The organism is Bradyrhizobium sp. SZCCHNR1093 (genome assembly GCF_032381175.1).
Lineage (GTDB): Bacteria > Pseudomonadota > Alphaproteobacteria > Rhizobiales > Xanthobacteraceae > Bradyrhizobium.
In genome coordinates this window covers 25,168-49,653 of the sequence record NZ_JAUHJJ010000011.1, presented here as the reverse complement: position 1 = coordinate 49,653, position 24,486 = coordinate 25,168, and the positions used below count along the sequence as shown (strand labels likewise).

General features: G+C 65.4%; 23 protein-coding genes and 1 tRNA gene. 18 read left to right on the top strand and 6 right to left on the bottom strand.

What is annotated here, in order from left to right; translation table 11 throughout:
• Nucleotides 1-14: 14 nt before the first annotated feature.
• The 7 genes from nrdR to QX070_RS27090 all read left to right on the top strand — a co-directional run bounded on the left by nrdR (nt 15) and on the right by QX070_RS27090 (nt 6,952).
• The gene (gene nrdR / locus QX070_RS27120) at nt 15-500 is read left to right on the top strand and encodes a transcriptional regulator NrdR (protein WP_006612773.1); all 486 of its coding nucleotides are present in this window, start codon (nt 15-17) and stop codon (nt 498-500) included.
• The gene (ribD, locus tag QX070_RS27115) at nt 497-1,648 is read left to right on the top strand and encodes a bifunctional diaminohydroxyphosphoribosylaminopyrimidine deaminase/5-amino-6-(5-phosphoribosylamino)uracil reductase RibD (RefSeq protein WP_315740223.1); all 1,152 of its coding nucleotides are present in this window, start codon (nt 497-499) and stop codon (nt 1,646-1,648) included. Before nrdR ends, ribD begins: the two co-directional genes overlap by 4 nt.
• Nucleotides 1,648-2,256, top strand: coding sequence for a riboflavin synthase (locus tag QX070_RS27110; RefSeq protein ID WP_315740222.1), 609 nt, complete (start codon nt 1,648-1,650; stop codon nt 2,254-2,256). Before ribD ends, QX070_RS27110 begins: the two co-directional genes overlap by 1 nt.
• A gap of 182 nt (nt 2,257-2,438) precedes the next feature.
• Nucleotides 2,439-2,930 (top strand): 6,7-dimethyl-8-ribityllumazine synthase, encoded by a 492-nt coding sequence (ribH, locus tag QX070_RS27105; protein ID WP_315740221.1) that lies wholly within the window; start codon nt 2,439-2,441, stop codon nt 2,928-2,930.
• Between the two features lies 1 nt (nt 2,931).
• The gene (gene nusB / locus QX070_RS27100; protein WP_315740220.1) at nt 2,932-3,441 is read left to right on the top strand and encodes a transcription antitermination factor NusB; all 510 of its coding nucleotides are present in this window, start codon (nt 2,932-2,934) and stop codon (nt 3,439-3,441) included.
• Nucleotides 3,442-3,637: 196 nt separating this feature from the next.
• Nucleotides 3,638-4,630: a thiamine-phosphate kinase gene (gene thiL, locus QX070_RS27095; protein ID WP_315740219.1), complete on the top strand. Its 993-nt coding sequence runs from the start codon at nt 3,638-3,640 to the stop codon at nt 4,628-4,630.
• Between the two features lie 201 nt (nt 4,631-4,831).
• Nucleotides 4,832-6,952, top strand: a complete 2,121-nt coding sequence (locus QX070_RS27090) for a sodium-translocating pyrophosphatase (protein ID WP_315740218.1) — start codon at nt 4,832-4,834, stop codon at nt 6,950-6,952.
• Nucleotides 6,953-7,035: 83 nt separating this feature from the next.
• Here the strand turns inward: QX070_RS27090 and QX070_RS27085 are convergent, their stop codons facing one another.
• From QX070_RS27085 to QX070_RS27075, 3 genes are all read right to left on the bottom strand, one after another.
• A complete protein-coding gene (locus tag QX070_RS27085) occupies nt 7,036-8,118 on the bottom strand; it encodes a DUF2336 domain-containing protein (protein ID WP_315740357.1) in 1,083 nt (360 codons plus the stop codon).
• Between the two features lie 219 nt (nt 8,119-8,337).
• Nucleotides 8,338-9,345 (bottom strand): tripartite tricarboxylate transporter substrate binding protein, encoded by a 1,008-nt coding sequence (locus QX070_RS27080; RefSeq protein WP_315740217.1) that lies wholly within the window; start codon nt 9,343-9,345, stop codon nt 8,338-8,340.
• A gap of 156 nt (nt 9,346-9,501) precedes the next feature.
• The gene (locus QX070_RS27075; protein ID WP_315740216.1) at nt 9,502-9,963 is read right to left on the bottom strand and encodes an outer membrane protein assembly factor BamE; all 462 of its coding nucleotides are present in this window, start codon (nt 9,961-9,963) and stop codon (nt 9,502-9,504) included.
• 129 nt (nt 9,964-10,092) lie between these two features.
• Between QX070_RS27075 and QX070_RS27070 the strand changes: the two genes are divergently transcribed.
• The 11 genes from QX070_RS27070 to QX070_RS27020 all read left to right on the top strand — a co-directional run bounded on the left by QX070_RS27070 (nt 10,093) and on the right by QX070_RS27020 (nt 19,089).
• Nucleotides 10,093-10,629: a ubiquinol-cytochrome C chaperone family protein gene (locus tag QX070_RS27070; protein WP_315740215.1), complete on the top strand. Its 537-nt coding sequence runs from the start codon at nt 10,093-10,095 to the stop codon at nt 10,627-10,629.
• 4 nt (nt 10,630-10,633) lie between these two features.
• Nucleotides 10,634-11,260, top strand: a complete 627-nt coding sequence (locus tag QX070_RS27065) for a DUF177 domain-containing protein (protein ID WP_315740214.1) — start codon at nt 10,634-10,636, stop codon at nt 11,258-11,260.
• Between the two features lie 318 nt (nt 11,261-11,578).
• Nucleotides 11,579-12,640, top strand: coding sequence for a phosphate acyltransferase PlsX (plsX, locus tag QX070_RS27060; protein WP_315740213.1), 1,062 nt, complete (start codon nt 11,579-11,581; stop codon nt 12,638-12,640).
• The gene (locus QX070_RS27055) at nt 12,637-13,611 is read left to right on the top strand and encodes a beta-ketoacyl-ACP synthase III (protein WP_315740212.1); all 975 of its coding nucleotides are present in this window, start codon (nt 12,637-12,639) and stop codon (nt 13,609-13,611) included. The genes plsX and QX070_RS27055 overlap by 4 nt, the downstream gene beginning before the upstream one ends.
• A 133-nt stretch (nt 13,612-13,744) precedes the next feature.
• Entirely contained in the window at nt 13,745-14,101 is a 357-nt protein-coding gene (locus tag QX070_RS27050; protein WP_315740211.1) for an integration host factor subunit alpha, read from the top strand.
• 136 nt (nt 14,102-14,237) lie between these two features.
• Nucleotides 14,238-14,798, top strand: a complete 561-nt coding sequence (locus QX070_RS27045; protein WP_315740210.1) for a MerR family transcriptional regulator — start codon at nt 14,238-14,240, stop codon at nt 14,796-14,798.
• Between the two features lie 187 nt (nt 14,799-14,985).
• Nucleotides 14,986-16,332: an IS4 family transposase gene (locus QX070_RS27040; protein ID WP_315740209.1), complete on the top strand. Its 1,347-nt coding sequence runs from the start codon at nt 14,986-14,988 to the stop codon at nt 16,330-16,332.
• A gap of 120 nt (nt 16,333-16,452) precedes the next feature.
• Nucleotides 16,453-16,530, top strand: a tRNA-Pro gene (locus QX070_RS27035).
• A 183-nt stretch (nt 16,531-16,713) separates the two neighbouring features.
• A complete protein-coding gene (locus QX070_RS27030; RefSeq protein ID WP_315740208.1) occupies nt 16,714-17,589 on the top strand; it encodes a class I SAM-dependent methyltransferase in 876 nt (291 codons plus the stop codon).
• 103 nt (nt 17,590-17,692) lie between these two features.
• Entirely contained in the window at nt 17,693-18,103 is a 411-nt protein-coding gene (locus QX070_RS27025; RefSeq protein ID WP_315740207.1) for a hypothetical protein, read from the top strand.
• 104 nt (nt 18,104-18,207) lie between these two features.
• Nucleotides 18,208-19,089, top strand: a complete 882-nt coding sequence (locus tag QX070_RS27020) for an AraC family transcriptional regulator (RefSeq protein ID WP_315740206.1) — start codon at nt 18,208-18,210, stop codon at nt 19,087-19,089.
• 521 nt (nt 19,090-19,610) lie between these two features.
• Here the strand turns inward: QX070_RS27020 and QX070_RS27015 are convergent.
• The 3 genes from QX070_RS27015 to QX070_RS27005 form a co-directional block, all read right to left on the bottom strand.
• Nucleotides 19,611-21,170 carry an oleate hydratase gene (locus tag QX070_RS27015; protein ID WP_315740205.1) on the bottom strand — a complete coding sequence of 520 codons (1,560 nt, stop codon included), beginning with the start codon at nt 21,168-21,170 and terminating at the stop codon, nt 19,611-19,613.
• Between the two features lie 114 nt (nt 21,171-21,284).
• Nucleotides 21,285-22,844 carry an oleate hydratase gene (locus tag QX070_RS27010; RefSeq protein WP_315740204.1) on the bottom strand — a complete coding sequence of 520 codons (1,560 nt, stop codon included), beginning with the start codon at nt 22,842-22,844 and terminating at the stop codon, nt 21,285-21,287.
• Between the two features lie 155 nt (nt 22,845-22,999).
• Nucleotides 23,000-24,475: an ABC transporter ATP-binding protein gene (locus QX070_RS27005; RefSeq protein WP_315740356.1), complete on the bottom strand. Its 1,476-nt coding sequence runs from the start codon at nt 24,473-24,475 to the stop codon at nt 23,000-23,002.
• Nucleotides 24,476-24,486 lie beyond the last annotated feature (11 nt).

The window sequence follows — 24,486 nt, the reverse complement described above, 5'->3', positions numbered from 1 at the left end:
GGCTTGAAGCCACAATGCGCTGCCCGAGCTGCAACAGCCTCGATACGCAGGTGAAGGACTCCCGCCCCACCGAGGATTCCTCGGTGATCCGGCGGCGGCGGGTCTGCGTCACCTGCAATTTCCGCTTCACGACCTTCGAGCGGGTGCAGCTGCGCGAACTGACCGTCATCAAGCGCAACGGCCGCCGCGTGCCGTTCGATCGCGACAAGCTGATGCGCTCGGTGCAGATCTCGCTGCGCAAGCGCTCGGTCGATCCGGAGCGGGTCGAGAAGATGGTGTCGGCGATCGTGCGCGAGCTCGAGAGCGGCGGCGAGTCGGAAGTGTCCTCGGAGGCGATCGGCGAGATCGTGATGGAGCATCTGCGCGATCTCGACGACGTCGCCTATGTCCGCTTCGCCTCGGTCTATCGCAATTTCCGCGAGGCCAAGGACTTCGAGGCCGTGCTCGGCGAGCTCTCGGCGGAGGACGAAGCACCGCGCCTCGCGCCGGTCCGCAAATGATCTTCCGGGTTCTGGTCGATCAGGTCGGCGAGAAGCTGAAGGCTCAGAAGGACGCCGACCGCCGCTTCATGCAGCTCGCGCTGACGCTCGGCCGCCGCGGGTTGGGGCGGACCTGGCCCAATCCCGCCGTCGGTGCCGTGGTGGTCAAGGACGGCGTGATCGTCGGCCGCGGCTGGACCCAGCCCGGTGGACGTCCTCATGGCGAGCCCGAGGCGCTGCGCCGTGCCGGGGAGGCAGCCAAAGGCGCCACGCTCTACGTGACGCTGGAGCCGTGCTCGCATGTCGGCAAGTCGCCGCCTTGCGTGGACGCGGTCATCGCAGCCGGAATCAGCCGCGTCGTCTCGGCGATCGAGGATCCCAATCCGGAGGTCGCAGGGCAGGGACATGCGAAGCTCCGCGCCGCCGGCATCCAGGTCGAGGTCGGCCTCTGCTCGGCGGACGCCAAGCGCGACCATTCGGGTCATTTCCGACGCATCCGCGACGGGCGGCCGCATGTGATCCTGAAGCTTGCCGTCTCGGCCGACGACAAGATTGCAGCCGCGGGCAACACGCCGGTCGCGATCACCGGCGAAGCGGCGCGGACGCGCGTGCATGTGTTGCGTGCCCAGAGCGACGCGATCCTGATCGGCGTGCGCACCGCGATCGCCGACGATCCGCTGCTGACCTGCCGGCTGCCCGGCATGGAATCCCGCTCGCCGGTCCGTGTCGTGCTCGACCCCGTCCTGCGCCTCCCGACCGCCAGCCGTCTGGTGCAGTCAGCGCGGACGACGCCGCTTTGGCTCGTTGCCTCTGAGGTGGCGGAGCCCGCCGCAGCGACCAAGCTGGGGGCCGCCGGCGCGCAGGTGATCCGCCTGCCGCCGCAGGTCGCACCGTCGGCACTGGAGCCACCCGCCGTGCTCAAGGCGCTCGCCGAGAAGGGCATCACCCGTTTGATGATCGAAGGCGGCAGCCGCGTCGCATCATCTTTCATGGCAAGTGGCCTGGTCGATGAAATCTGGCTGCTGCGTGGTGCCGGGGAGATCGGAGCGGACGGGATCGCTGCGCTGGATGCATTGCCGCTGACCGCAATCACGCAGTCGCCGGCCTATCGCGTTCGTGCTAGCGAAACGCTCGATCCCGACACCCTTACGATTTACGAGCGCGCGTAATGTTTACCGGCATCGTCACCGACATCGGCGAGATCGTCAGCCTGACGGCGCGGACCGAGGGCAAGCTGCACCGGCTGCGCATCGCCTGCAGCTACGACGAGGCCACGATCGCCGATGGTGCGTCCATCGCCAACAACGGCGTCTGCCTCACGGTCGTGCAGTCGGGCCTCGCCGACGGCAAGACCTGGTTCGAGGTCGATGCCGCCGCGGAGACGCTGGCGCTGACCACGGCCAAGCACTGGCGCGTCGGAACGAAGCTGAACCTGGAGCGGGCGCTGAAGATCGGCGACGAGCTCGGCGGTCACATCGTCTCGGGTCATGTCGACGGTATTGCGACCATCGTCAGCCGCAACGACCTGCCTGATATGGCGCGGTTCGTGCTGAAGACAACGCGGGATCTGGCGCGCTTCATCGCCACCAAGGGTTCAGTCACCCTCGACGGCGTGTCGCTCACGGTCAACACCGTCGACGAACTGGCCTTCTCGGTGCTGATCATTCCGCATACGCTGTCGGTCACCACGCTGTCGTCCTGGCAGGCCGGCGGCGAGGTCAATCTCGAGGTCGACCTGATGGCGCGCTATGCCGCGCGCCTCACGGAAATGAAGTAGCCTCGAAGGGGGCTTTCCGTCTTGGCTTTGCGGGCGCTGGCGCCTACAAGGCCAGCCCTGATTGCGAGGAGGCGCTGATGTGTCGTCTCGCAGCATGAGGCCGATTTCATCTCGCCCTTCGCGAGGCGGCCGGATGGCCGCTCCCTTGGGACGAGGCACCTGAAGACAATGGAAACAGAACCATGGCAGACGCACGGCGCGCGCCGCTCAAAGACCAGACCGACATCTCCGGCGCCCGGGCGCTGATCGTCGAGGCCCGCTTCTACGACGATCTTCAGGATGCCCTGCTGGAGGGCGCCACCGCCGAGCTGAAGGCGGCGGGCGTGGGCTATGATGTTCTCACGGTCACCGGATCGTTGGAGATTCCGGCGACCATTGCCATTGCGCTCGATGCGGCCGCCAAGAACGGCAAGCCCTATGATGCGGCGATCGCGCTCGGTTGCGTCATCCGCGGCGACACCATCCATTTCGAGATCGTGTCGCAGGAGTCCTCGCGGGCGCTGATGGACCTGTCGGTGGCGCGCGGCCTGCCGCTCGGCAACGGCATTCTCACCGTCAACACCGAGGATCAGGCCTGGGCGCGCGCCCGCGTCTCGGAAATGAACAAGGGCGGCGATGCTGCGCGGGCCGCGCTCGCCGTGCTGCGCATCAAACGCCGTCTGGCGCGAGGCTGAGATGGCCGAGAGCAGCAACAAACCGTTCAAGGGTCCGGTCAGAGCAAACGATCGGAAGGCCAACCGGCGCGGCGCGGCGCGGCTTGCCGCCGTGCAGGCGCTCTACCAGATGGACATCGCCGGCGCCGGCATCAACGACGTGCTGGCCGAGTTCGAGAGCCACTGGCTCGGCAACGAGGTCGAGGGCGAGCAGTATCTGCCGGCCGAGGCCGCCTTCTTCCGCGACATCGTCTCCGGCGTGGTGCGCGACCAGACCAAGATCGATCCCGTGCTCGATACGGCGCTGGAGCGCGGCTGGCCGCTGCAGCGGATCGAGGCGATCTTGCGCGCGGTGCTGCGTGCCGGCGCCTATGAGCTGGAGCGGCGCAAGGACATTCCGGCGCGGGTCGTCGTGTCCGAATATGTCGACATCGCCCATGCCTTCGTCGAGCGCGACGAGACCGGCATGGTCAACGCCGTGCTGGAGCAACTCGCCCGGCAATACCGAGCCGACGAGATGGGGCCGAAGTAGCGATGGGGGGCGCCGGAGCACGATCGCTGCGAACCGGCGCGATGCCAGTCTCTTTCCTCGACTGTCATCACCCGCGACGGCGGGTGATCCCGTATTCCAGAGACGTTCAAGGGATACGGAAGGGCCGCGGCGTACTGGATCGCCCGGTCGAGCCGGGCGATGATAGCAGAGTGTGCAAAGTGTGGGGGACGAGCGCGTGACCCACAACCCCTCCGGCGAAGACTCCCTGATCGCCCGCTATTTCAAGCCGCTGGCGACCGACCCCGGCGCCTTCGGCCTCGTCGACGATGCCGCGATCATTCCGGCCAATGGTGACGACATCGTCGTCAAGACCGACGCCATCGTCGAAGGCGTCCATTATCTCGCCAGCGATCCCCCCGACACCGTCGCGCGCAAGGCGCTGCGGGTGAACCTGTCCGATCTCGCCGCCAAGGGCGCCGTGCCCACCGGCTTCGTCCTGACGCTGGCGCTGCGCGAGAAGGACGAGGCGTGGCTGTCGGAGTTCGCGCGTGGCCTCGGCGAGGACGCGGCTGCGTTCGGCTGTCCGCTGCTCGGCGGCGACACCGTGTCGACGCCCGGTCCCGTGATGATCTCGATCGCAGCCTGGGGGCGGGTGCCCCGGGGCCGGATGGTGCATCGGTTCGGGGCGCGTGCCGGCGACCGGGTGATGGTCACGGGAACGATCGGTGATGCCGCGCTCGGCCTGTGCATGCTGACGGGCACAGCGGAGGCGGCGGCGCTGGCCGACGATCCCGCCGCGCGGGATATGCTGATCGGCCGCTATCGCACGCCGCAGCCGCGCAATGCCCTGGCCGCGGCCGTGAGAGACTACGCGACCGCCTCGATGGACGTCTCCGATGGCCTCGCAGGCGACCTGATCAAGCTCTGCGCCGCCTCTTCCGTGGGCGCCGACATCACGCTGTCACACATTCCACGATCGCCGGCGGCGGCGAAGCTGCTCGCTGTCGGGGCCGCGCAGCTTGAAAGCATGATCTCCGGCGGCGACGATTACGAGATCCTCTGCACTGTTCCCGCAGCGCAATGCGCAGCCTTCCGTGCTGCAGCCGAGACGGCGGGCGTTGCCGTCACCGACATCGGCGCCATCGTCGAAGGAACGCGAGCCCCGCGCTTCCTGGACGGGCAGGGCCGTCCAGTCACACTGACGCGTTTGTCCTTCAGCCACTTCTGATACCTATTTGCACCGCACAATGCGACCAAAGAAGCGTCTGAATTTGGAGCGGTTCAGGCGTCGCGGCGTTGCGTCATCATGGCGATTTTGGCAAGCTTCATGATGTTCGAGGCGGCTCCGCCCGGGGCGGCCTGACAGGGGGCGTGCGTCGCACCATCGCGGCGTGACGTAGTTAGAAAAGCAAAGAGCCGAGGAAACTAAATGTCAGCTTTATGGGTGATCGTGCTCTGCGGAGCGCTGTCGATCGTCTATGCGATCTGGGCCACACAATCGGTGCTCAGCGCGGACGCCGGCAATGCGCGCATGCAGGAAATCGCGGCGGCCGTGCGTGAGGGCGCGCAGGCCTATCTTCGCCGCCAATACATGACGATCGGAATCGTCGGTGTCGTGATCTTCGTGCTCCTTGCGTATTTCCTCGGCATGCTCGTCGCGATCGGCTTTGCGATCGGCGCGATCCTCTCCGGCGCGGCTGGCTTCATCGGCATGAACGTGTCGGTGCGCGCCAACGTCCGCACGGCACAGGCGGCCATCACCTCGCTCGCCGGCGGCCTCGAACTCGCCTTCAAGGCCGGCGCCATCACCGGTCTGCTCGTGGCCGGTCTCGCACTACTCGGCGTCACCATCTATTTCGGCATCCTGACCGGCTTCATGAAGCTCGCGCCGGACAGCCGCACCGTGATCGACGCGCTGGTCGCGCTCGGCTTCGGTGCCTCGCTGATCTCGATCTTCGCCCGTCTCGGCGGCGGCATCTTCACCAAGGGCGCCGACGTCGGCGGTGATCTCGTCGGCAAGGTCGAAGCCGGCATCCCGGAGGACGATCCGCGCAACCCCGCGACCATCGCCGACAACGTCGGCGACAACGTCGGTGACTGCGCCGGCATGGCCGCCGACCTGTTCGAGACCTACGCGGTGACCGCGGTCGCCACCATGGTCCTGGCGGCCATCTTCTTCGCCAAGTCGTCGCTGTTGACCAACATGATGACCCTGCCGCTCGCCATCGGCGGCATCTGCATCATCACCTCGATCGCAGGCACCTTCTTCGTCAAGCTCGGCGCCAGCCAGTCGATCATGGGCGCTCTCTACAAGGGCCTGATTGCGACCGGCGTCCTGTCGCTCGGTGGCGTGGCGCTGGCCATCGCCTGGCTGATCGGCTTCGGCAAGCTCGACGGCGTCGACTACACCGGCACGGCGCTGTTCATGTGCGGCGTGGTCGGCCTGGTCGTCACCGGCCTCATCATCTGGATCACCGAATACTACACCGGCACCGACTTCCGCCCGGTGAAGTCGATTGCGGCGGCCTCGGTGACCGGTCACGGCACCAACGTCATCCAGGGTCTCGCCATCTCGATGGAATCGACCGCGCTGCCTGCGATCGTCATCATCGCCGGCATCCTGGTCACTTATAGCCTGGCCGGCCTGTTCGGCATCGCGATCGCCACCACGACCATGCTCGCTTTGGCCGGCATGATCGTCGCGCTCGACGCCTTCGGCCCGGTCACCGACAATGCCGGCGGCATCGCCGAGATGGCCGGTCTGCCGAAGGAGGTCCGCAAGTCGACCGACGCGCTCGACGCGGTCGGCAACACCACCAAGGCGGTCACCAAGGGCTACGCGATCGGCTCGGCCGGTCTCGGCGCGCTGGTGCTGTTCGCGGCCTATAACCAGGACCTCCAGTTCTTCATCGCGGATTCGGCGCACCATCCCTATTTCGCGGGGATCAAGCCGGACTTCTCGCTGAACAACCCTTATGTCGTGGTTGGTCTGCTGTTCGGCGGCCTGCTGCCGTATCTGTTCGGCGCGATGGGCATGACCGCGGTCGGCCGTGCGGCCGGCGCAATCGTCGAGGAGGTGCGCCGACAGTTCCGCGAGAAGCCCGGCATCATGCAGGGCACCGACAAGCCGGACTACGGCAAGGCGGTTGACCTGCTGACCAAGGCGGCGATCAAGGAGATGATCATCCCCTCGCTGCTGCCGGTGCTGTCGCCGATCGTCGTGTACTTCCTGATCTACGCCATCGCGGGCGGCGGCGCGGCCGGCAAGTCGGCGGCGTTCTCGGCCGTCGGCGCCATGCTGCTCGGCGTCATCGTCACCGGCCTGTTCGTCGCAATCTCGATGACCTCAGGCGGTGGCGCCTGGGACAACGCCAAGAAGTACATCGAGGACGGCCACTACGGCGGCAAGGGCTCGGATGCTCACAAGGCGGCGGTGACGGGTGACACCGTCGGCGACCCCTACAAGGACACGGCCGGCCCCGCGGTGAACCCGATGATCAAGATCACCAACATCGTGGCCCTGCTGCTGCTGGCGATCCTCGCGCACTGAGCGGGGCGATGTCCTGACCAATAAAGGCCCCGCGGCGCGAGCCGCGGGGTTTTTTATTGTCTCTCGTTGTGTCGTGACGCCGTCTATTCCGCCGCGCGCTGCCGCGTGCGATACGATTGCAACGTGCTCTGCGCGGTTCGCGGCTGCAGCTGCGAGAAGCTTGCCAGATGCTGGTCGAGTTGCGGGCGCACGCTGCCGCTGGCGCTGGCCTGCATGAACAGCAGCGTCGTCGTCGTGACCCAGGACAGATCGAGCGCCTTGGCGAGCACCAGGAGCTGGTCCGGCTGGTTGCGCACGAAGGCGCGTTCGATCACGTCGAGCGGCAGCTTGCACATCAATGACAGCGCCAGCGTGACCTTGTCGAAGCTGCCTTCCTTGGCGAAGCCGTGCAGCTGCGCCTCGTGGAGCTGGCCGGTCGCGTGCAGCAGCTCGACATAGTCCTTGGCGGTGACGAAATCGGCCGAGCGCGTCCGCGCGGCGGCCTGCAGATGATCCGAAGCCTGCGCCACGGCGAGCTCGACGATCTCGGCCCGCGCCGCATCAGCGCTGGCGAGCTGGCTGCGCACCGCGTCGGAGGCTTCGACGAACAGCCGGACCAGCACCTCGCGTGGGCTGTCGGGTCGGCTCCAGAGCTTCAAGGCGAGGCCGGGATCTTCGGATGCCTTCGTCACCAGGCCGGAGAAGCCGTGATCGGAGAAGCGCGCGCCGCCATTGTTGGCGGTGTTCGAAACGACGGCCTGATTGCCGCGATCGACCAGAACGTCGGTGACGGATTCCGTGAGGATCTTGCGGTCGGAGATCGCGAGCAGATGCTCCTGGCCCCGGGTCTGCGCGGTCGCGACCAGGGTCTCGTCGTCGAGCCGTTCGCTCTGGCGCAGCACGGAACCTGCCACCGCGATCGTCTCGTCGCTGGCGAGCAGACGGAGCAGCCGCGGCGGTGCGTCAGGCAGCATCGCGAGCCGGCTGCCGAGCTGCGCCCGCGCCGCAATGGCGACGTTGTCGAGCAGCTTGAACAGCACGTGGTCGAACAGATCGACATGTTCTTCGGTGAACTTGCCCGAGCCCACGACGAACAGGTCGGTGACGCGCTCCAGGATCTCGGCGCGCCGCGACACGTATCGGCTGGCGAGAATGTCTTCGAGCTGGTGGAGAACGCTGTTGGGCAAGGCACGGCTCATGCGATGGACATCGCCGGCGCCTGCCCCTCGGACGGTGATCGGACCGCATCCACGCGAGGTCGTCGGCCCGGCATCGGCTGATGGTATCTCGCAACCAGATCAAGGACGCGCGGCCGCCATCTATCGCACCATCCCGCTTAAGGTGCCGTTACACCACGAACCCTATTCCAATGCTCCACCGAGACGCGGCGCCGCCGGGCCCAGGGGCTACTTCACGTCCATCTGCAGGCCTTCCTTCTGGATGATCGACGCGAACTTGGCTGTCTCGGCCTGGACGAAGTCGCCGAACTGCTGCGGCGTGCCGTAGTCGGCGCGGGCGCCCATGGCCGCGATGTTCTTAGCGATGTCCTCGCGCTCCAGCATCGCCTTGACCTGCAGGTTGAGCGTGCTGACGATCTCCGGCGGGCAGGCCTTGGGCAGGAACACGCCGAACCAGGACGACACGTCGAACTTGGCCAGCTCCGGCGCGCTTTCGCGCATCGTCGGCAGGTCGGGCGCATTGGCGCTGCGCTCCGGCGTCGTCACGCACAGGCCGGTCAGCTTGCCGTCCTGCACCTGCGGCAGCGACGGAAACAGATTGTCGAACAGGATCTGGATGTCGCCGGCGAGCGCGGCCTGCAGCGCGGGGCCGGCGCCGCGGAACGGGATGTGCGTCATCTTCAACCCGGTGAGCTGCAGGAACCAGGCGCCGGTGAGATGCGGGCTCTGGCCGACGCCTGACGAGCCGTAGTTGAGCTTGTCGGGATTGGCCTTGAGGTAGGCGATCAGCTCGGGGATCGACTTGATCCCGGTCGACGGATGCGCCGAGACGATGTTCGGGATGCGGATCATGTTGGACACCGCCTGCAGCTGATCCGGCTTGTAGGCGAGGTTGCGGAAGATCGAATAGGCGATCGCGTTGGGACCGGGATTGCCGATCAGGATCGTGTACCCGTCCCCCTTGGTGTTACGCGCGACCTCGGCGGTGCCGATCGTGCCGCCACCGCCGGAGCGATTCTCGACCACCGCCGATTGTCCCCAAACCGTCTGCAGATGCGCGGCCAGCAGCCGTCCCATCACGTCGGTGCTGCCGCCGGGCGCGGCGGGCACGATCAGCTTGATCGTCTCGGTCGGACGCCAGTCGGCGAGACTCGTGCGCGGCAGAATGGCGGCGGTCGACAGCGCTGCGGCTCCGGACAGAAGCCTGCGGCGCGACAGCGCGATGCAATGAGCCAATGATTCCTCCCTGCTCTTGTTTTGCAGCAGGGTAGGGAAGATTGCAGCGCCAGAGCAAGCAGGCCAATTGCGCGCAAGCTGCGCAATTCAGCGCAGCGGTCCGGCTTTGTGCCGTGGCCCGGAATCACATTCCGGGCTGCGGCGATCGTGTCGGGATCAGTTGAAGCTGAGCAGCTTGAACAGCGGTGTCAGGTAGCTGAGCTCCTGGCCGGAGGTCGGCGTGGTGCGGCTGACGAAGTCGAAGATCTTGCCGTCCTTCATGCCGTAATTGGCGAGCCGCCGGACCTGGCGGTTCTTGTCGAAATAGATCGCGATGACGCGCTGATCGACCACCTTCTGGTTCATGAAGGCGACAGGGCGCTCGGCGCGCTGGGAGATGTAGTAGAATACCTCGCCGTCGAGCGTCGCCACCGTCGACGGCGTGCCCATCACGATCAGCACTTGGTCCTGGCTGGCGCCGATCGGGATCTGCTCCAGCGCGCCGGGGGGCATGATGTAGCCCTTCTGGAACTGCTCGCCGGTGCAGGCGGCCAGCGCCAGACAGGTCAGCGCGATCGCGCCGGCGGTGCGCAGTCGGGTGCTCAGGCCGCGGGAGAGCAGGCGGGCAGTCGTTCGCATTGTCTGGGTCATCTTCTTCAGATCGGATCCCGTCCCCTTGCGTCGGGCAGGGCGTTGACGTACCGGGCAAACTTGCGGATTGCAACATGCCCCCGAACAGGGTCAGGGAAACTCGACCGCGGAACCGTCATGCTCTGGCCATTCAACCTTCTCAGCAAATCCCGACCGTCCCCGCGCGGGACCATCGAGCCGATCTATGGCACGATCGTGGCACAAACCCGAGACCCGTTGTTTTATAGACACTTGAATGTCCCCGACACGGTCGAGGGACGGCTCGATCTGCTGATTCTGCACCTCTGGCTGGTGCTGCGGCGGCTGCGCGGGGTGGGGTCGGAGCTATCGCAGGCGCTATTCGACCGCTTCTGCGACGACATGGACGACAATCTGCGCGAGATGGGGGTGGGGGATCTCACCGTGCCGAAGCGGATGCAGAAGTTCGGCGAGGCGTTCTATGGCCGCACCGCCGCCTATGACCTCGCCTGGTCCGAGAGCGAGGCCCGGCTGGCGGAGGCGCTGCAGAAGAATATCTTGAACGGGGAGCATCCGGACAGCGCGGCCGGACTTGCCGCCTATGCGGCGCGGGTGGCCGCGCACCTCGCCGCTCTCGACGACAACAGGCTGCTCGGCGCCGGCTGGAGCTTCCCGCAGCCGGTGCAGCAGGACTAGCGAGATGAGCAGAGACACAGACACATCGCGACAGACGGGGCGAGATCCGGCGAAGGATCCCTGGCGGGCGCCGCCGGTGATCGTGGCGCAGATTCCGGATGCCGGCCTGCATCGCGAGATCGAGGCCGACCAGGCCACGCGCAACGCGCTCGCCGCGATTGCCGATCTGCGCGAGGTCATCTCGGCCCATGCCTCGTTCGACGTCGTGCAGAAGCGGGACGGCAAGGTGCATGTCGAGGGCCGTGTGCAGGCCCGGATCGGTCAGACCTGCGTCGTCACGCTCGATCCGATCGAGATCGAGATCGACGAGCCGATCGACCTGATGTTCGCCCCGCCGGAGCAGATTCCGGAGCTCGCCGATCTGGTCGAGGACGATCCCAACAGCGAGGTGGAGACGGCCGATCCGCCGGAGCCGATCATTGGCGGGCAGATCGACCTCGGCCGGCTTGCCGCCGACGCGCTGTTCCTGGGGATCGATCCCTATCCGCGCAAGCCGGGTGCCGTGTTCGAGCAGCCGATGGCGGCAGCCGCCGAGCCGGAGGACCATCCCTTCGCGGCGCTGAAGGCGCTGAAATCGGCAGACGCCGCCGGGCCGGGCGTCGTCAAAGCGAAGAAAACGGGTGAGGATTGACGCGCCGTCGTGCAGGCCGGAAGCGGTCGATCCTGTCACAAAGCCTCTCGAAATCCTCTCAAGCTGCTGATTTCGATGGCAAAGACGGGTCCCTGCTGGCCCCGGACCGCGTGGCGGTTGCAAATTGCATTGCCCCCGGGAGGTTGTTTCGACACGGAGAGACGCTATTGTCGCGCCCGGGTCGGGGTGCGACGAAAAGGCCCGGACGGCCTCTGGCCCGTCCATCGGCCGCGCAATGCCTCTGAACGACCGCCAAACACGGCCAAGCAAGTCACGGCCAAGACGAGACAAAGCTCGAGATCAGGTTTCCGGGACGTCATGCCTCAAAAGGTTCGAATCGCGCTGGACGCCATGGGCGGGGATTTCGGCGCGGCCATCGTCATTCCCGGTGCTGCGATCGCACTGAGCCGCCATCCGGATGCGGAGTTTCTGCTGTTCGGCGATAGCGCCAAGATCGTACCCGAACTCGACCGGCATCCGCGGCTGAAGGCCGTCTCGCGGGTCATCCACACCGACGTCGCCGTCAGCATGGAGGACAAGCCGAGCCAGGCGCTCCGGCGCGGCCGAAAGACCTCGTCGATGTGGCTCGCGCTCGAGGCGGTCAAGAAGGGGGAGGCCGACGTCGCCGTATCCGCCGGCAACACCGGCGCGCTGGTGGCGATGGCGCGCTTCTGCTTGCGCACGCTGGACGGGATCGACCGGCCGGCTCTGGCCGCGATCTGGCCGACCGCGCGCGGCGAATCGGTCGTGCTCGACCTCGGTGCGACGATCGGCGGCGATGCCCACCATCTCGTCGCGCTGGCCGTGATGGGCGGCGCGCTGGCGAGCGTACTGTTCAACAAGCCGCGGCCGACCGTCGGCCTTCTCAACATCGGCGTCGAGGAGATCAAGGGCCATGAGGAGATCCGCGAGGCGGCCGAGCAGCTGCGCGCGATGAACCTGCCGCAGCTCGACTATATCGGCTTCGTCGAGGGCGACGGCATCGGCAAGGGCGCCGCCGACGTGGTCGTGACCGAGGGCTTCAGCGGCAACATCGCTTTGAAGACGGCCGAGGGCACCGTCCGCCAGGTCACGGATTTCCTGCGCGGCGCAATCCAGGCGAGCTGGCTTGCACGGATCGGCTATCTGTTGGCCCGCGGCGCCTTTGCCGCTTTGCGGGCCCGGCTCGACCCGCGCAAATCCAACGGCAGCGTGGTGCTCGGCCTCAAGGGCATGGTGGTCAAGAGCCACGGTGGAACCGATGCCGAGGGCTTTGCCTCGGCGGTCAGGGTTGGCTATGAGATGGCCCGCTACGATCTCCTGACCAAGATCAATCAAACACTCAATCCCGACGGCGGCGCACCGGCGTCCGAATCCGTCGTCCAGGAGGCTGTCTCGTGACAATTCGTTCGGTCGTGCTCGGCTGTGGCTCCTACCTCCCGCAGCGGGTCGTGACCAATGCCGAGCTGGCAAGCCGCATCGAGACCTCGGACGAGTGGATCGTCCAGCGCACCGGCATCCGTGAGCGCCATGTCGCAGCCGACGGCGAGTTCACCTCACATCTGGCGATCAACGCGGCTCGGGCCGCCCTTGCGGCGGCCGACGTCGATCCGCAGTCGATCGACCTGATCGTGCTCGGCACCTCGACGCCGGACAACACCTTTCCGGCGACCGCGGTTGCGGTCCAGAACGAACTCGGCATCCACCATGGCGCGGCGTTCGACCTGCAGGCGGTCTGCTCGGGCTTCGTCTTTGCGCTCGCCACCGCCGACAATTTCCTCCGCAGCCGCTCGTTCAAGCGTGCGCTCGTGATCGGTGCCGAGACCTTCTCGCGCATCCTCGACTGGAACGATCGCACCACCTGCGTGCTGTTCGGTGACGGCGCGGGCGCGGTGATCCTGGACGCCCAGGAGCAGGGCGGCACCTCGGCCGATCGCGGCGTATTGACCACGCATCTGCGCTCCGACGGTCGCCACAAGGCCAAGCTCTATGTCGACGGCGGTCCGTCCTCGACCCAGACCGTCGGGCATCTGCGGATGGAGGGCCGCGAGGTGTTCAAGCACGCGGTCGGCATGATCACCGACGTGATCGTCGACGCCTTCGATGCCACCGGCCTGTCGGCCGAGACCATCGACTGGTTCGTGCCGCACCAGGCCAACAAGCGAATCATCGACGCTTCGGCGCACAAGCTGCACATCGCGCCGGAGAAGGTGGTCTTGACGGTCGATCTGCATGGAAATACCTCCGCTGCCTCGATCCCGCTGGCGCTGGACGTGGCCGTCAAGGACGGCCGCATCAAGAAGGGCGACGTGGTTTTGCTGGAGGCGATGGGCGGCGGCTTCACCTGGGGCTCGGCTTTGGTGCGCTGGTGAGCCTGCCGTGCGGCGGGATTACGCCCAGAGATCGGCACTACGGCCTGTACTTCTATTCACGCTGCTGTTGACCACCGCCGCTTAACCTCTTAATTTCCGGAGCGAATTATTCGCCGTGAGTTTGGGGCAGGCGATGGCGGGAACCGGAAAAACAGTCACACGCGTCGATCTCTGCGAGGCAGTCTACCAGAAGGTGGGGCTGTCGCGGACGGAGTCGTCTGCATTCGTCGAGCTGGTCTTGAAAGAGATCACCGACTGCCTCGAGCGCGGCGAGACGGTCAAGCTATCGTCCTTCGGGTCGTTCATGGTGCGCAAGAAGGGGCAGCGCATCGGACGAAACCCCAAGACCGGCACGGAAGTGCCGATCTCGCCGCGGCGGGTCATGGTGTTCAAGCCGTCCGCGATCCTGAAGCAGCGCATCAACGGCCAACAGGGCAACGGCAAGATGAACGGCGAGGCCAGCGCCGAGTTCGGCGCCGAGCCGGAATAGGGCCGGGGCCGTCGCCCCGCCGCATTGTCGGCAGGGCCGTGACGAACGCGTATTGTTCGTTCCGCGTACAGTTCGTCCAATCTATTCAGCGTAGTCTGCCACTTTCTTGTCAGCACGATCGAAGGGGAACGGGCATTTGGACAAGGCGCCGGATGCGTTTCGGACGATCAGCGAGGTCGCGCAGGAGCTCGACATTCCGCAGCACGTGCTGCGGTTTTGGGAGACCCGGTTCGCCCAGATCAAGCCGATGAAGCGGAGCGGGGGCCGGCGCTATTACCGGCCCGACGACGTCGACCTGCTCAAGGGCATCCGGCGCCTGCTCTATGGCGAAGGCTACACCATCAAGGGGGTGCAGCGGATCCTGAAGGAGCACGGCGTCAAGTCGGTCCAGGGACTGGCCGACAGCTCTGCCGCGGTCTCGTTCGGTGCGATGGAGGAGACGCTCGGCCAGGCCCTCATGGAGGAGGAACCGATCGGCGAGGCCGAGGTCGAATCGGAGGACGAGGAGGAGACCTCCGACGAGGAGGGCATCGACTTCCGCTTCGTCGACACCGAGGACGACATCCTCGACACCTTCCGGGTCGGCCCGCCCGCCCGCGCCGGCATGAAGCCGGAGGAGCGCGACAAGCTCCAGGGCGTGCTCAAGGAGCTGCTCGACTGCCGCGCGCTGCTCGATCGCGCCATGAAAGAGGTGTGAGGGGCGCCTGCTGCCCTAAACACAGGATGAGCCGACGGCGCCAAGCCATTTGCCAGTTCGGAGCCGCAGCGGCGCCACGAGTCGGTGCGCTCCCCTCCCCCTTGTGGCTACGGGATGCCCGAAAGCGATTCCAAGCGATTTCTGGATGTGATTCAAAGTTTTCGACCGGTTCGGTGGAGAGCTTTGAATGTCATTTGGCGATATTCGAGTTGCGGAGCGGGCTGACTGGCTGATCGAACGGGTGGCGACAGCAGGCACGCTGGTCTTGCGGAAGTTGGGGGAGACGCGAGCCGGCGAGAAGGCCATTCACCGATTTCTGTCCTCGCACCACGTCTCGGTCGATCGGATCGTCGAGACGCTGGCGGCTCGGACTGCGGCTCAATGCGTGGGACGGCGTATTCTGGCGATCCAGGACACGAGCGAGATCAATTTCTCCGGCCGTGACAAGAAGCGGCGCGGCTTCGGTCCTGGCGGGGACGGAAAAACACCCGGCTTCTTCATCCATCCCGTGATTGCCCTCGACGTCGAGAGCGAGGCGGTGTTGGGACTTGTCGATGCGGAAATCTGGACGCGCTCAGCCGGACGAGTTCCGGCTCGCCGCAAGCGAGCGATCGAGGATAAGGAGTCGATACGCTGGCTGTATGGCTGTCAGGCGGCTGCCGGCGTCTTATCGGAGGCGGCCAGCGTCACGATGGTCGCCGATCGCGAAAGCGACATCTACCCGTTGTTTACGCGTAAGCCGGAAGGGCTCGATCTGATCGTGCGTGCTGCGCAAGATCGCTGCCTGTCCGATGGCAGAATGCTGTTTGCAGCGCTTGCCGAGACGAAGGTGCTGAAAACAAGCCTCGTCAAGGTGGCGCCGCGCGGCCCCGGCGATAAAGGGCGCGGGGCGACCGTCGAGCTTCGCGCCGGAAGCGTGTCTCTTGCCCGGCCACAGAGCCTGAAACGATCAGAGGCCTGCGATGCCATCGAAATGACTTTGATACAGGCGCGTGAGATCGATGCGCCCGCCGGCAAAACACCGTTGTTGTGGCATCTGCTCACGACCCATTCCGTTGCCAGCGCGGCAGATGCCGAACAGATCGTGCAACTCTATCGATTGCGCTGGCGCATCGAACAGGTCTTCCGTGCTCTCAAGAGCGATGGCTTGGCTCTCGACGACAGTCAGGTCATCGATGCCGATCGCATGTTCAATCTCGCGGCGATCGGGCTTGCTGGCGCTATCCGGACCATCCAGCTTGTCGACGCCAGAGACGGCAGTCCCCGTCCCATGAGCGACGTGATCGACCCGGCCTTCAGACCAGCTCTGGGGCACCTATCAAAAACGCTCGAAGGCAAGACCGCGCGGCAGCAGAACCCACATCCTCCCGATTCCCTCGCGTTCGTCGCATGGATCGCGGCACGCCTCGGCGGCTGGAATTGCTACGGTAAACCACCAGGGCCAAAGACAATGCGAGACGGCTGGGATCGTCTCGCTGCAATGCTTGAAGGCTATCTACTTGCAACCCAAAGCATAAAACCGGGAATCCCGTAGCCCCCTTGTGGGGAGGGGTTGGGGGTGGGGGTCCCCGACCTCCGCTCTATCCAGCGCGCCAACGAAACCCGTCCGCCGTGCCTTGCATCCCATCCCGATCACGGCTACACGATCGGCCATCGGAGCGTGGCGCAGCCCGGTTAGCGCACTAGTCTGGGGGACTAGGGGTCGTGGGTTCGAATCCCGCCGCTCCGACCATTTTCTCGAATCGCCACATTTGACATCGGCCGATGCGTTTCAGCGTGGCCCTGCCGCGGCCGCTTCGTCCGTGAGACTGGCTTTTCAAGCCGCAGACCGCCCCCTAAACTCCCGAATTGGGCCGCTGGACGCCGTTCGATCCGGCTCGTTTCATTTGTGAACTTTGTTGCCGAGACTTCCGTCATGGACGCCGCCGTCGCCGACATCTCCTTTGGGCATTTCGAGAACGCCGAGCAGATCGCCTTCTGGAACGGTGCGGGCGGCGGGCGCTGGGTCGCGCGCCGCGCCGAGATCGATGCGCTACTGGCGCCGGTGCAGGAGGCGCTGCTGGAGCGTGCGGCGATCCAGGCGGGCGAGCGGGTGCTCGACATCGGCTGCGGTTGCGGGGCGACCTTGATCGCGGCGGCCGAGAAGGTCGGCCCCGGCGGCAGCGTGCTTGGCCTCGACGTGTCCGCAGCCATGCTGACCGCGGCCCACGAGTTCGCCCCCGCCGATGCGCCGGTGAGCTTCGTGCAGGGCGACGCCATGGTGCATCACTTCAAGGCCGCGAGCGCCGATCTCATGATCTCGCGCCTCGGCGTCATGTACTTCGCCAATCCGGTGCGCGCCGTGCTCAACATCCGCAATGCGCTGCACTCGGAGGGGCGCGTCGCCTTCGCCTGCTGGGGCGAGCTGCGCGACAACCCGTGGGCGCTGGAGCCGCTGCAGGCGGCCTATGACCACGTGCCGAAGTTGCCGGGATTGCCGCCGCACGCGCCGGACGATTTCGCGTTCGGAGCCGCCGAATGGATCGAGAAAGTCATGACCGATGCCGGGCTGCGGCGCATTCGGCTGGAGCGCCACGACATCGCGCTCGACTTCGGCGGAGGCGCCGGCCTCGACAGCGCGGTGCAGACGGCGCTCGCGATCGGGCCCGCCGGCCGTGCCGTGGCCGGGCAGCCGTCCGAGACCACGGAGGCCGCGATCGCTGCCGTGAGGAAGGCGTTGGCGCGCTACGCCAAGGGGCCGCGCGTCGTGGTGCCGGCATCGTTCTGGATCGTGACTGCGGTCGATCCGTAATGCGACGGCCGCGCCGGAGCCCAAGCGCGGCGCCATCTATGCGAGCGCGGAGCTTACGATCAGCGCATATGCGACAGAAAGAACGCGTTTCGAGATGTGCAAGATGACGAGACTGCTCTCAGCCGGTGCCGTGTTGGTCGGCTTCCTGTCGGCGGCGAAGGCCGACGTTCAAATCAATATGCAGCCAGGCTCACAATGCTGGTCCTACCAAGGATTGGATACGCGATTTTACGGCAACTTTGCGGGCGGCCAAGCTCTGACCGTCGGGATTGTCGAGCAGCAATTGAACGAGAAAGGTGGGATGGAGGCGGTTGTCTATAGTGGCGCGCAGGTCTGGGTGAACGGTCCTGATGGTTTCCTCAAGGATGGCTACCGCGAGGCGGATGATCGGATCATCTACACGGACAAGCCGGGCCGCTACATTTTCAATTTGTATGAGCATGGAACAGGCGCCGCTTATCCAGTCTTCGTGAAGATATGCGCGAGCAGAAAGGACCAGGCCAACAAGAGGTGACCCGATCCTTCGTGCTGGTTTTGCCCCCGTGACAAAGCCGCAAGATCGGTCGAGCGCGTCAGCGTTGAGCGCGCTTAGCTGCTGCGGCCACGGAGTACTGAACGATGAAGGCGGCGCTGCAGAACTACCATGCGCGGATGCAGCGGGTCCTGGATCACATCGACCGGCATCTGGACGATGATCTGGACCTGCACGCGCTGAGCAGCATCGCTGCCTACTCGAAATATCATTTCCACCGGCAGTTCACGGCGACCTTCGGGCTGTCCGTGCATCGCTACATCCAGCTCGCACGCATGAAGCGGGCGTCCTATCAGCTGGCCTACAGCGATGCCCAAACCGTCACGGAGGTCGCGATGGATGCCGGCTACGATGCACCGGACGCCTTCGCCCGCGCCTTTCGGCAACGGTTCGGGCAATCGCCGTCATCGTTCCGGAAATCTCCCGACTGGGAGCCGTGGCTTGCGACCTTCGGGCCTTTCGACGAAGCAAGGAGCAAGCTGATGCGGACGACCTATACCCCTGACGACGTGACGATTCGCGAGGTGCCGACCACGCCGGTGGCGATCATGGCGCATCGCGGCGACCCGGCGACGCTCGGCGCCACGATCCAGCGCTTCATCGCCTGGCGCAAGGCTGCCGGCCTGCACCCCAGGACCAATCCGACCTTCACGGTCTGGCGCTCCGAGCGGCGCCCTGCGTCGCCTGCCGATTACAGCGTGGATCTCTGTGTCGGGACCGATCAGCCGGTCGAGACGGATGACGCGACAATCAGGATCGGCGAGATCCCCGGCGGACGCTGCGCGGTGCTCCGGGTCGTCGGCAACACCCACAATCTGGAGCCGGCCGCGCTGTTTCTCTATCGCGACTGGCTTCCGGCCAGCGGCGAGGAGGCGCGTGACTTCCCGATCTATTGCCAGCGGCTGAACTTCTTCCCGGAGGTTCCCGAGCACGAGACGGCTGCGGACCTGTTCCTGCCGCTCAAATAGCCCCTGACGGCCTGCCCCTTCCTAAAACGTGTAGCCAAGAGCCATCTCAACCCTCGAGTCCCGGATGCAGAGCTCGGGGGAGCGGGCCGACCTTGGAGCGGTTCCAGTTCTCGTCGGGGAACCGCGATCCGGCCATGTCGTTAACGATCAAGCAGCTCAGTCGGGGCCCACACCCTGACATTGAACCTTTGCGCGCACGCGCGCACCAATCCTGTGTTCGGCTCGTCGCGGAGTCGGGTTTCAGGAAATTTCAGGCTGACATCGGGGTTCACCTCGATGTGCTGTTCATTGTCGTTGAAGGAGGCGCGTATGGTCCTCAGGACTTTGAAAGTGTCGCTGTCCGTTTTCGCCGCTGCAACCTCGGTGGTGTCGTTGTTTGCCGTCAGCTGGGTCGGTCTCGCACTGCTCGGCTACTGATAGCTCACGCAAGCATAGAGGCGCACTCTGCCTCGCGAGATGGAAAGCGCCCGGATCGAGCCTGATCCGGGCGCGCGTTTTTGCAGATGCGAAGGGCCACGGCGCTATGCGAAGGCCTTTTCCACCGTCTCGATCAGCACGCGGAATGACTTGTCGTGGCGGGTGATCGGCGGAATCGCCCGGGTGATGCCGAGCAGCTGATAGACCGCCATCTGCGCCGCGCGCACCGAATATTCCACCGTGAACACGACGTCGTCGGGAATCTCGACGAACTGGCTGACGAAGGCGAGATTCTTCGAATTCGCCGGCACCGGCAGCGGGCGGTCGCTGGTGTTGCGCGGCATGAACATGCTGGTGATGTAGGGCAGGCGGCAGGGCACGCAGGTCGCGTTGTCGAACACCGAAAGGTCGAAGTTGAGATGGCCGCATAGTTCCTTGAGAATGTCGGCGCCGCCGCAATCGGCCATCGCCTTCGGCACGAAGTTGCCGATGCGGTCGGGATGCAGCGCGTAGCCCCAGAACACCTGCACGTCCGCAGGCTGGCCGGCGAAATGCGGCTGGTGATACAGCACGACCGACATCAGCCAGTTGGACTCGGTGAAGGTAACGAGCCCGCCGGTGCCGGCGACATTGCCGGTGAACGCTTCCATCGCGTCGAAGAAGCGCGGATTGCGGCAGGTGACGGTGAAGGACTCCCAGCAGGATTCGGGGATCGATGAGTTGAACGCGGCGGGATTGCCGAACTCCGGGCGTCCCCTTGCGATCTTCTCCCACAGCGTCCAGCCCTGGCTGTCCTGCTTGGTGAGCCGCGGCGGCGGCGCATCCTGCGTGCCCAGGCTGGTCGCATCCGTCATCGAGCCGTTTTGCAGGAAGACCAGATCGTCGGTTGCTACCACGACCGTCTCCGGCTTGCCGTTGCGATCGAGGGGCAAGCGCTTGACGACGTGCTTGCCGGCTTCCGTCGCGATCTCGATGTCGGTGACATCGACGCCGCCGGCGAAATTCACGTCATGGCCCTCCAGCCATTTGACGAGCGGCACCACGATCGCGTCGTACTGATTGAACACGGTGCGCTTGACGCCGGCCAGCGTCTCGATGCGCGGAAACTCGTTCATGAAGCGATGCAGATAGCGCTTGAACTCGACCGCGCTGTGCCAGGGCTGGAATGCGAACGTCGTCTGCCACATGAACCAGAAATTCGTGGTGAAGAACGGCGGCGACAGCCAGTCGGTGATGCGGGAGTTGCCGAGCTTGTCCTCGGAGGCCTCGGTCAGCCTGACGAGCTCGAGCCGATCCTGCATCGTAAAGCCCATGGTGGAGACGTCGACCTTGTGCCGGTTGCGATCGACGAGGCGCGCCTGCGAATGCGCGACATGGGCCTCGTTGAAGGCGAGCGTCTCGTCGCGCACGGTGCGGCCGGGATCGCCGGCATTGGGGATGGTGGAGAGCAGGTCCCACGTGCATTCGTAGTGATCGGTCGTCAGCATGCGGCCGCCGCGCAGCGAATAGGAACCGTCGGGCAGCCGCGCGCCATCGAGACTGCCGCCATAGGGCAGATGTTTCTCGTAGATGGTGATGTCGTGTCCCGCGACGCCGCCGTCACGGATCAGGAATGCCGCGCCGGCCAATGCGCCGATGCCGCTGCCGATGAAATACGCCTTCATGATGGTTCACCCGGATCGTCTGTTGCGATCCGGGGCTTAGCCGCTGTGTTCCCTGGCGGAACTGATTCAGATCAACTGCAGACGCGTGCGGAGATCACGATCGCGCGCGTGCGGTCAGGCGAATGATTTCACCACCGATTGCAGCAAAACCTTCAGCGATTTGTCATACGGCGTGACCGGCGGAATGGCACGGTCGATCTTCAAGAGCTGATAGACCGCATGCATGGCCGCGCGCACCGAATATTCGATCGTGAAAACGGCGTCTTCGGGCAGCTCGACATATTGGCCGATGAAGGCGAGATTCTGCGAGGTGAGCGGCACCGGCAGCGGCCGGTCGCCATAGCTGCGCGGCATGAACATGCTCATGATGTACGGCATCCAGCACGGCACGCAGCTCGCGTCGGCGAACACCGAGAGCGGAAAGCGCAGGTGCCCGCATAGTTCTTTCAGGATCTCGGCGCCGCTGCACTCGGACATCGGCCTGGGCACGAAATTGCCGACGCGATCGGGAAACAGGCCGTAGCCCCAGAAGATCTGGATGTCGTCAGGCTGGTTCGGAAAGTACGGCTGGGTATAGAGCACGATCGACATGCGCCAGTTCGAGTCGGTGAAGGTCACGAGCCCGCCGGTGCCGGCGACGTTGCCGCTGAAGGCCTGCATCGCGTCGAAGAAACGTGGATTGCGGCAGGTCACCGTGAAGGATTCGAAGCTCGACTCCGGGATGCACGCGTTGAACACGGCGGGATTGCCGAACTCGGGCCGGCCGGCCGCGAGCTTCTCCCACAAGGTCCAGCCATGGCTGTCGGCTTTGGTAAGCGGCTTCGGCGGGCTGTCATGGCTGCCGAGGCTGGTCGCGTCGGTCATCGAGCCCGCGGTGTAGAACACGAGATCGTTGCTCGCGAGATCGATGCTGCGGCGTGCGCCGTCCTGATTGAGCACGAGCCGGCTCGCGCGGTGGCGGCCGTCCGTGGTGACGATCTCGATGTCCTCGACGTCGGCGCCGCCGACGAAGTTGACGCCGCGACCCTCGAGCCAGCGCACCAGCGGCAGCACGATCGAGTCATACTGGTTGTAGACGGTCCGCTTGACGCCGCCGAGCGTATTCATCATCGGGAATTCGTTCATGAAGCGCCGCAGATAGCGCCTGAACTCGACGGCGCTGTGCCAGGTCTGGAAGGCGAAGGTCGTCTGCCACATGTACCAGAAATTGGTGGTGAAGAACGGCGGCGACAGCCAGTCCGAGATCAGCGAATTGCCGAGCTTCTCCTCGGAAGTCTCCGTGAGCCTCGTCAGCTCGATGCGATCCTGCATCGAGAATCCCATGGTGGAAACGTCGACCTTGTGCCGGTTGGCATCGACCAGCCGCGCCTGCGCGTGCGTGACGTGGAGCTCGTTGAAGGCGACGGTTTCGTTGAGGATGTTCTCCTTGGGCCGTGAGTAGCTGGGAATCGTCGACAGCAGGTCCCAGGTGCATTCGTATTGTTCGGTCGTCAGCATGCGTCCGCCGCGCATGGAGTAGGAGCCGTCGGCAAGCCTGGTGCCGTCGAGGCTGCCGCCATAGGGCAGGCGCTTCTCGAAAATGGTGATGTCCTGACCGGGGATGCCGCCGTCGCGGATCATGAATGCTGCGCCCGAGAGCGAGCCGATGCCGCCGCCGATGAAATAGGCCTTCATGAGATCGACCTGCTATCCAAGGGTTTGAAACACAATGACGAAAATGCCGGCAGGCGCGGCGTATCAAAAGCCGAATAAAAACCCGCCGAGGGTCATGTTACCGCGGTGGGATGAATTAGTCGTCAACACGTTGAGGTCGTCTATCCGCATGCGGCTCAATGTCCCGCCATGTGGCGGCCGATCTCGGTCAGGTCGGCTTCGCCGACGCGGGTCTCGTAGACGAGCTGGCCGTGGAAAATCACGACCAGGCGGTCGGAGAGTTCGAGCAGCTCGTCGAGATCCTCGCTGACCAGCAGCACCGCGGCGCCGCGGTTGCGGGCGGCCATGATCTCGGCATGGATCTGCGCCACCGCCGCGAAGTCGAGGCCGAAGCACGGATTGGCGGCGATCAGCACTTCGACGTCGTGGCCGAGCTCGCGCGCCAGGACGGCGCGCTGCACGTTGCCGCCGGACAGTGCCGAGATCGGCGTATCCGGCGTGCGGGTCTTGATCTTGTAGCGGTTGATCTTGGCGGTCGCATCCTTTCGGAAGGCGGACTTGTTCAGCCACCAGCCACCGCGGGCGAACGGAGCGCGGTCGAACTCGCGCAGCGCGATGTTGTCGGCGACGCTCATGCCGCCGACGCAGGCGTTCTTCAGCGGCTCCTCGGGCAGCAGCGACATCTTGTGGCGCCGCATCTCCTCGCGGCTCGCGGAATAGAATTGGCCGGAGACACGGACAGCGCCGCTCTCGGCCTCACGCTGGCCGGCGAGCACCTCGACCAGCTGGCGCTGGCCGTTGCCGGAGACGCCGGCGATGCCGACGATCTCGCCGGCGCGCACGGTCAGCGACAGATCATGCACGGCCACTCCGCCGGCATCGTCGCGCGCCACCAGCTTCTCGACCTCCAGCCTGACCACGCCGGCCTCGCCGGAGCGCGCCGGCTGAACGGTGAGCTGCTCGGCGCCGATCATCATCCGCGCCATATCGTCAGGCGTGAGCTCGGAGACCTTGCCGCGGCCGGCGAGCTTGCCGCGCCGGAGGATCGTGACCTCGTCGGCGAACGCCATCACCTCGCGGAATTTGTGGGTGATCATCAAAATGGTCAGCTCGCCGGCCTCGACCATCTTGCGCAGCATGCCCAGGACTTCATCCGCCTCGCCCGGCGTCAGCACCGAGGTCGGCTCGTCCAGGATCAAGAAGCGCCGCTTGAGATAGAGCTGCTTGAGGATCTCGCATTTCTGCCGCTCGCCGGCGGAGATGTCCGACACCTTGGCGTCGAGCGGCACGCGGAACGGCATGCGCGCCAAGAAGGCCTCCAGCTCCTTCCTCTCCTTGGCCCAGTTGACCACCGCCGGTATGTCGTCACGCGCCAGCACCAGGTTCTCGGCCACCGTCATCGCCGGTACCAGCGTGAAGTGCTGGTAGACCATGCCGAGGCCGAGCGCATGCGCGTCCTTGGGATTGTTGATCTCCCGTTCGCGCTCACCGATCAGCACGTCGCCCTCGGTCGGGCGGTAGTAGCCCATGATGCATTTGACCAGCGTCGACTTGCCGGCGCCGTTCTCGCCGAGCAGCGCGTGGAACGAGCCGGGCTTCACTTTCAGCTCGACATTGTCGAGCGCGGTGAACGCGCCGAAGCGCATCGTCATCGCGATCGCTT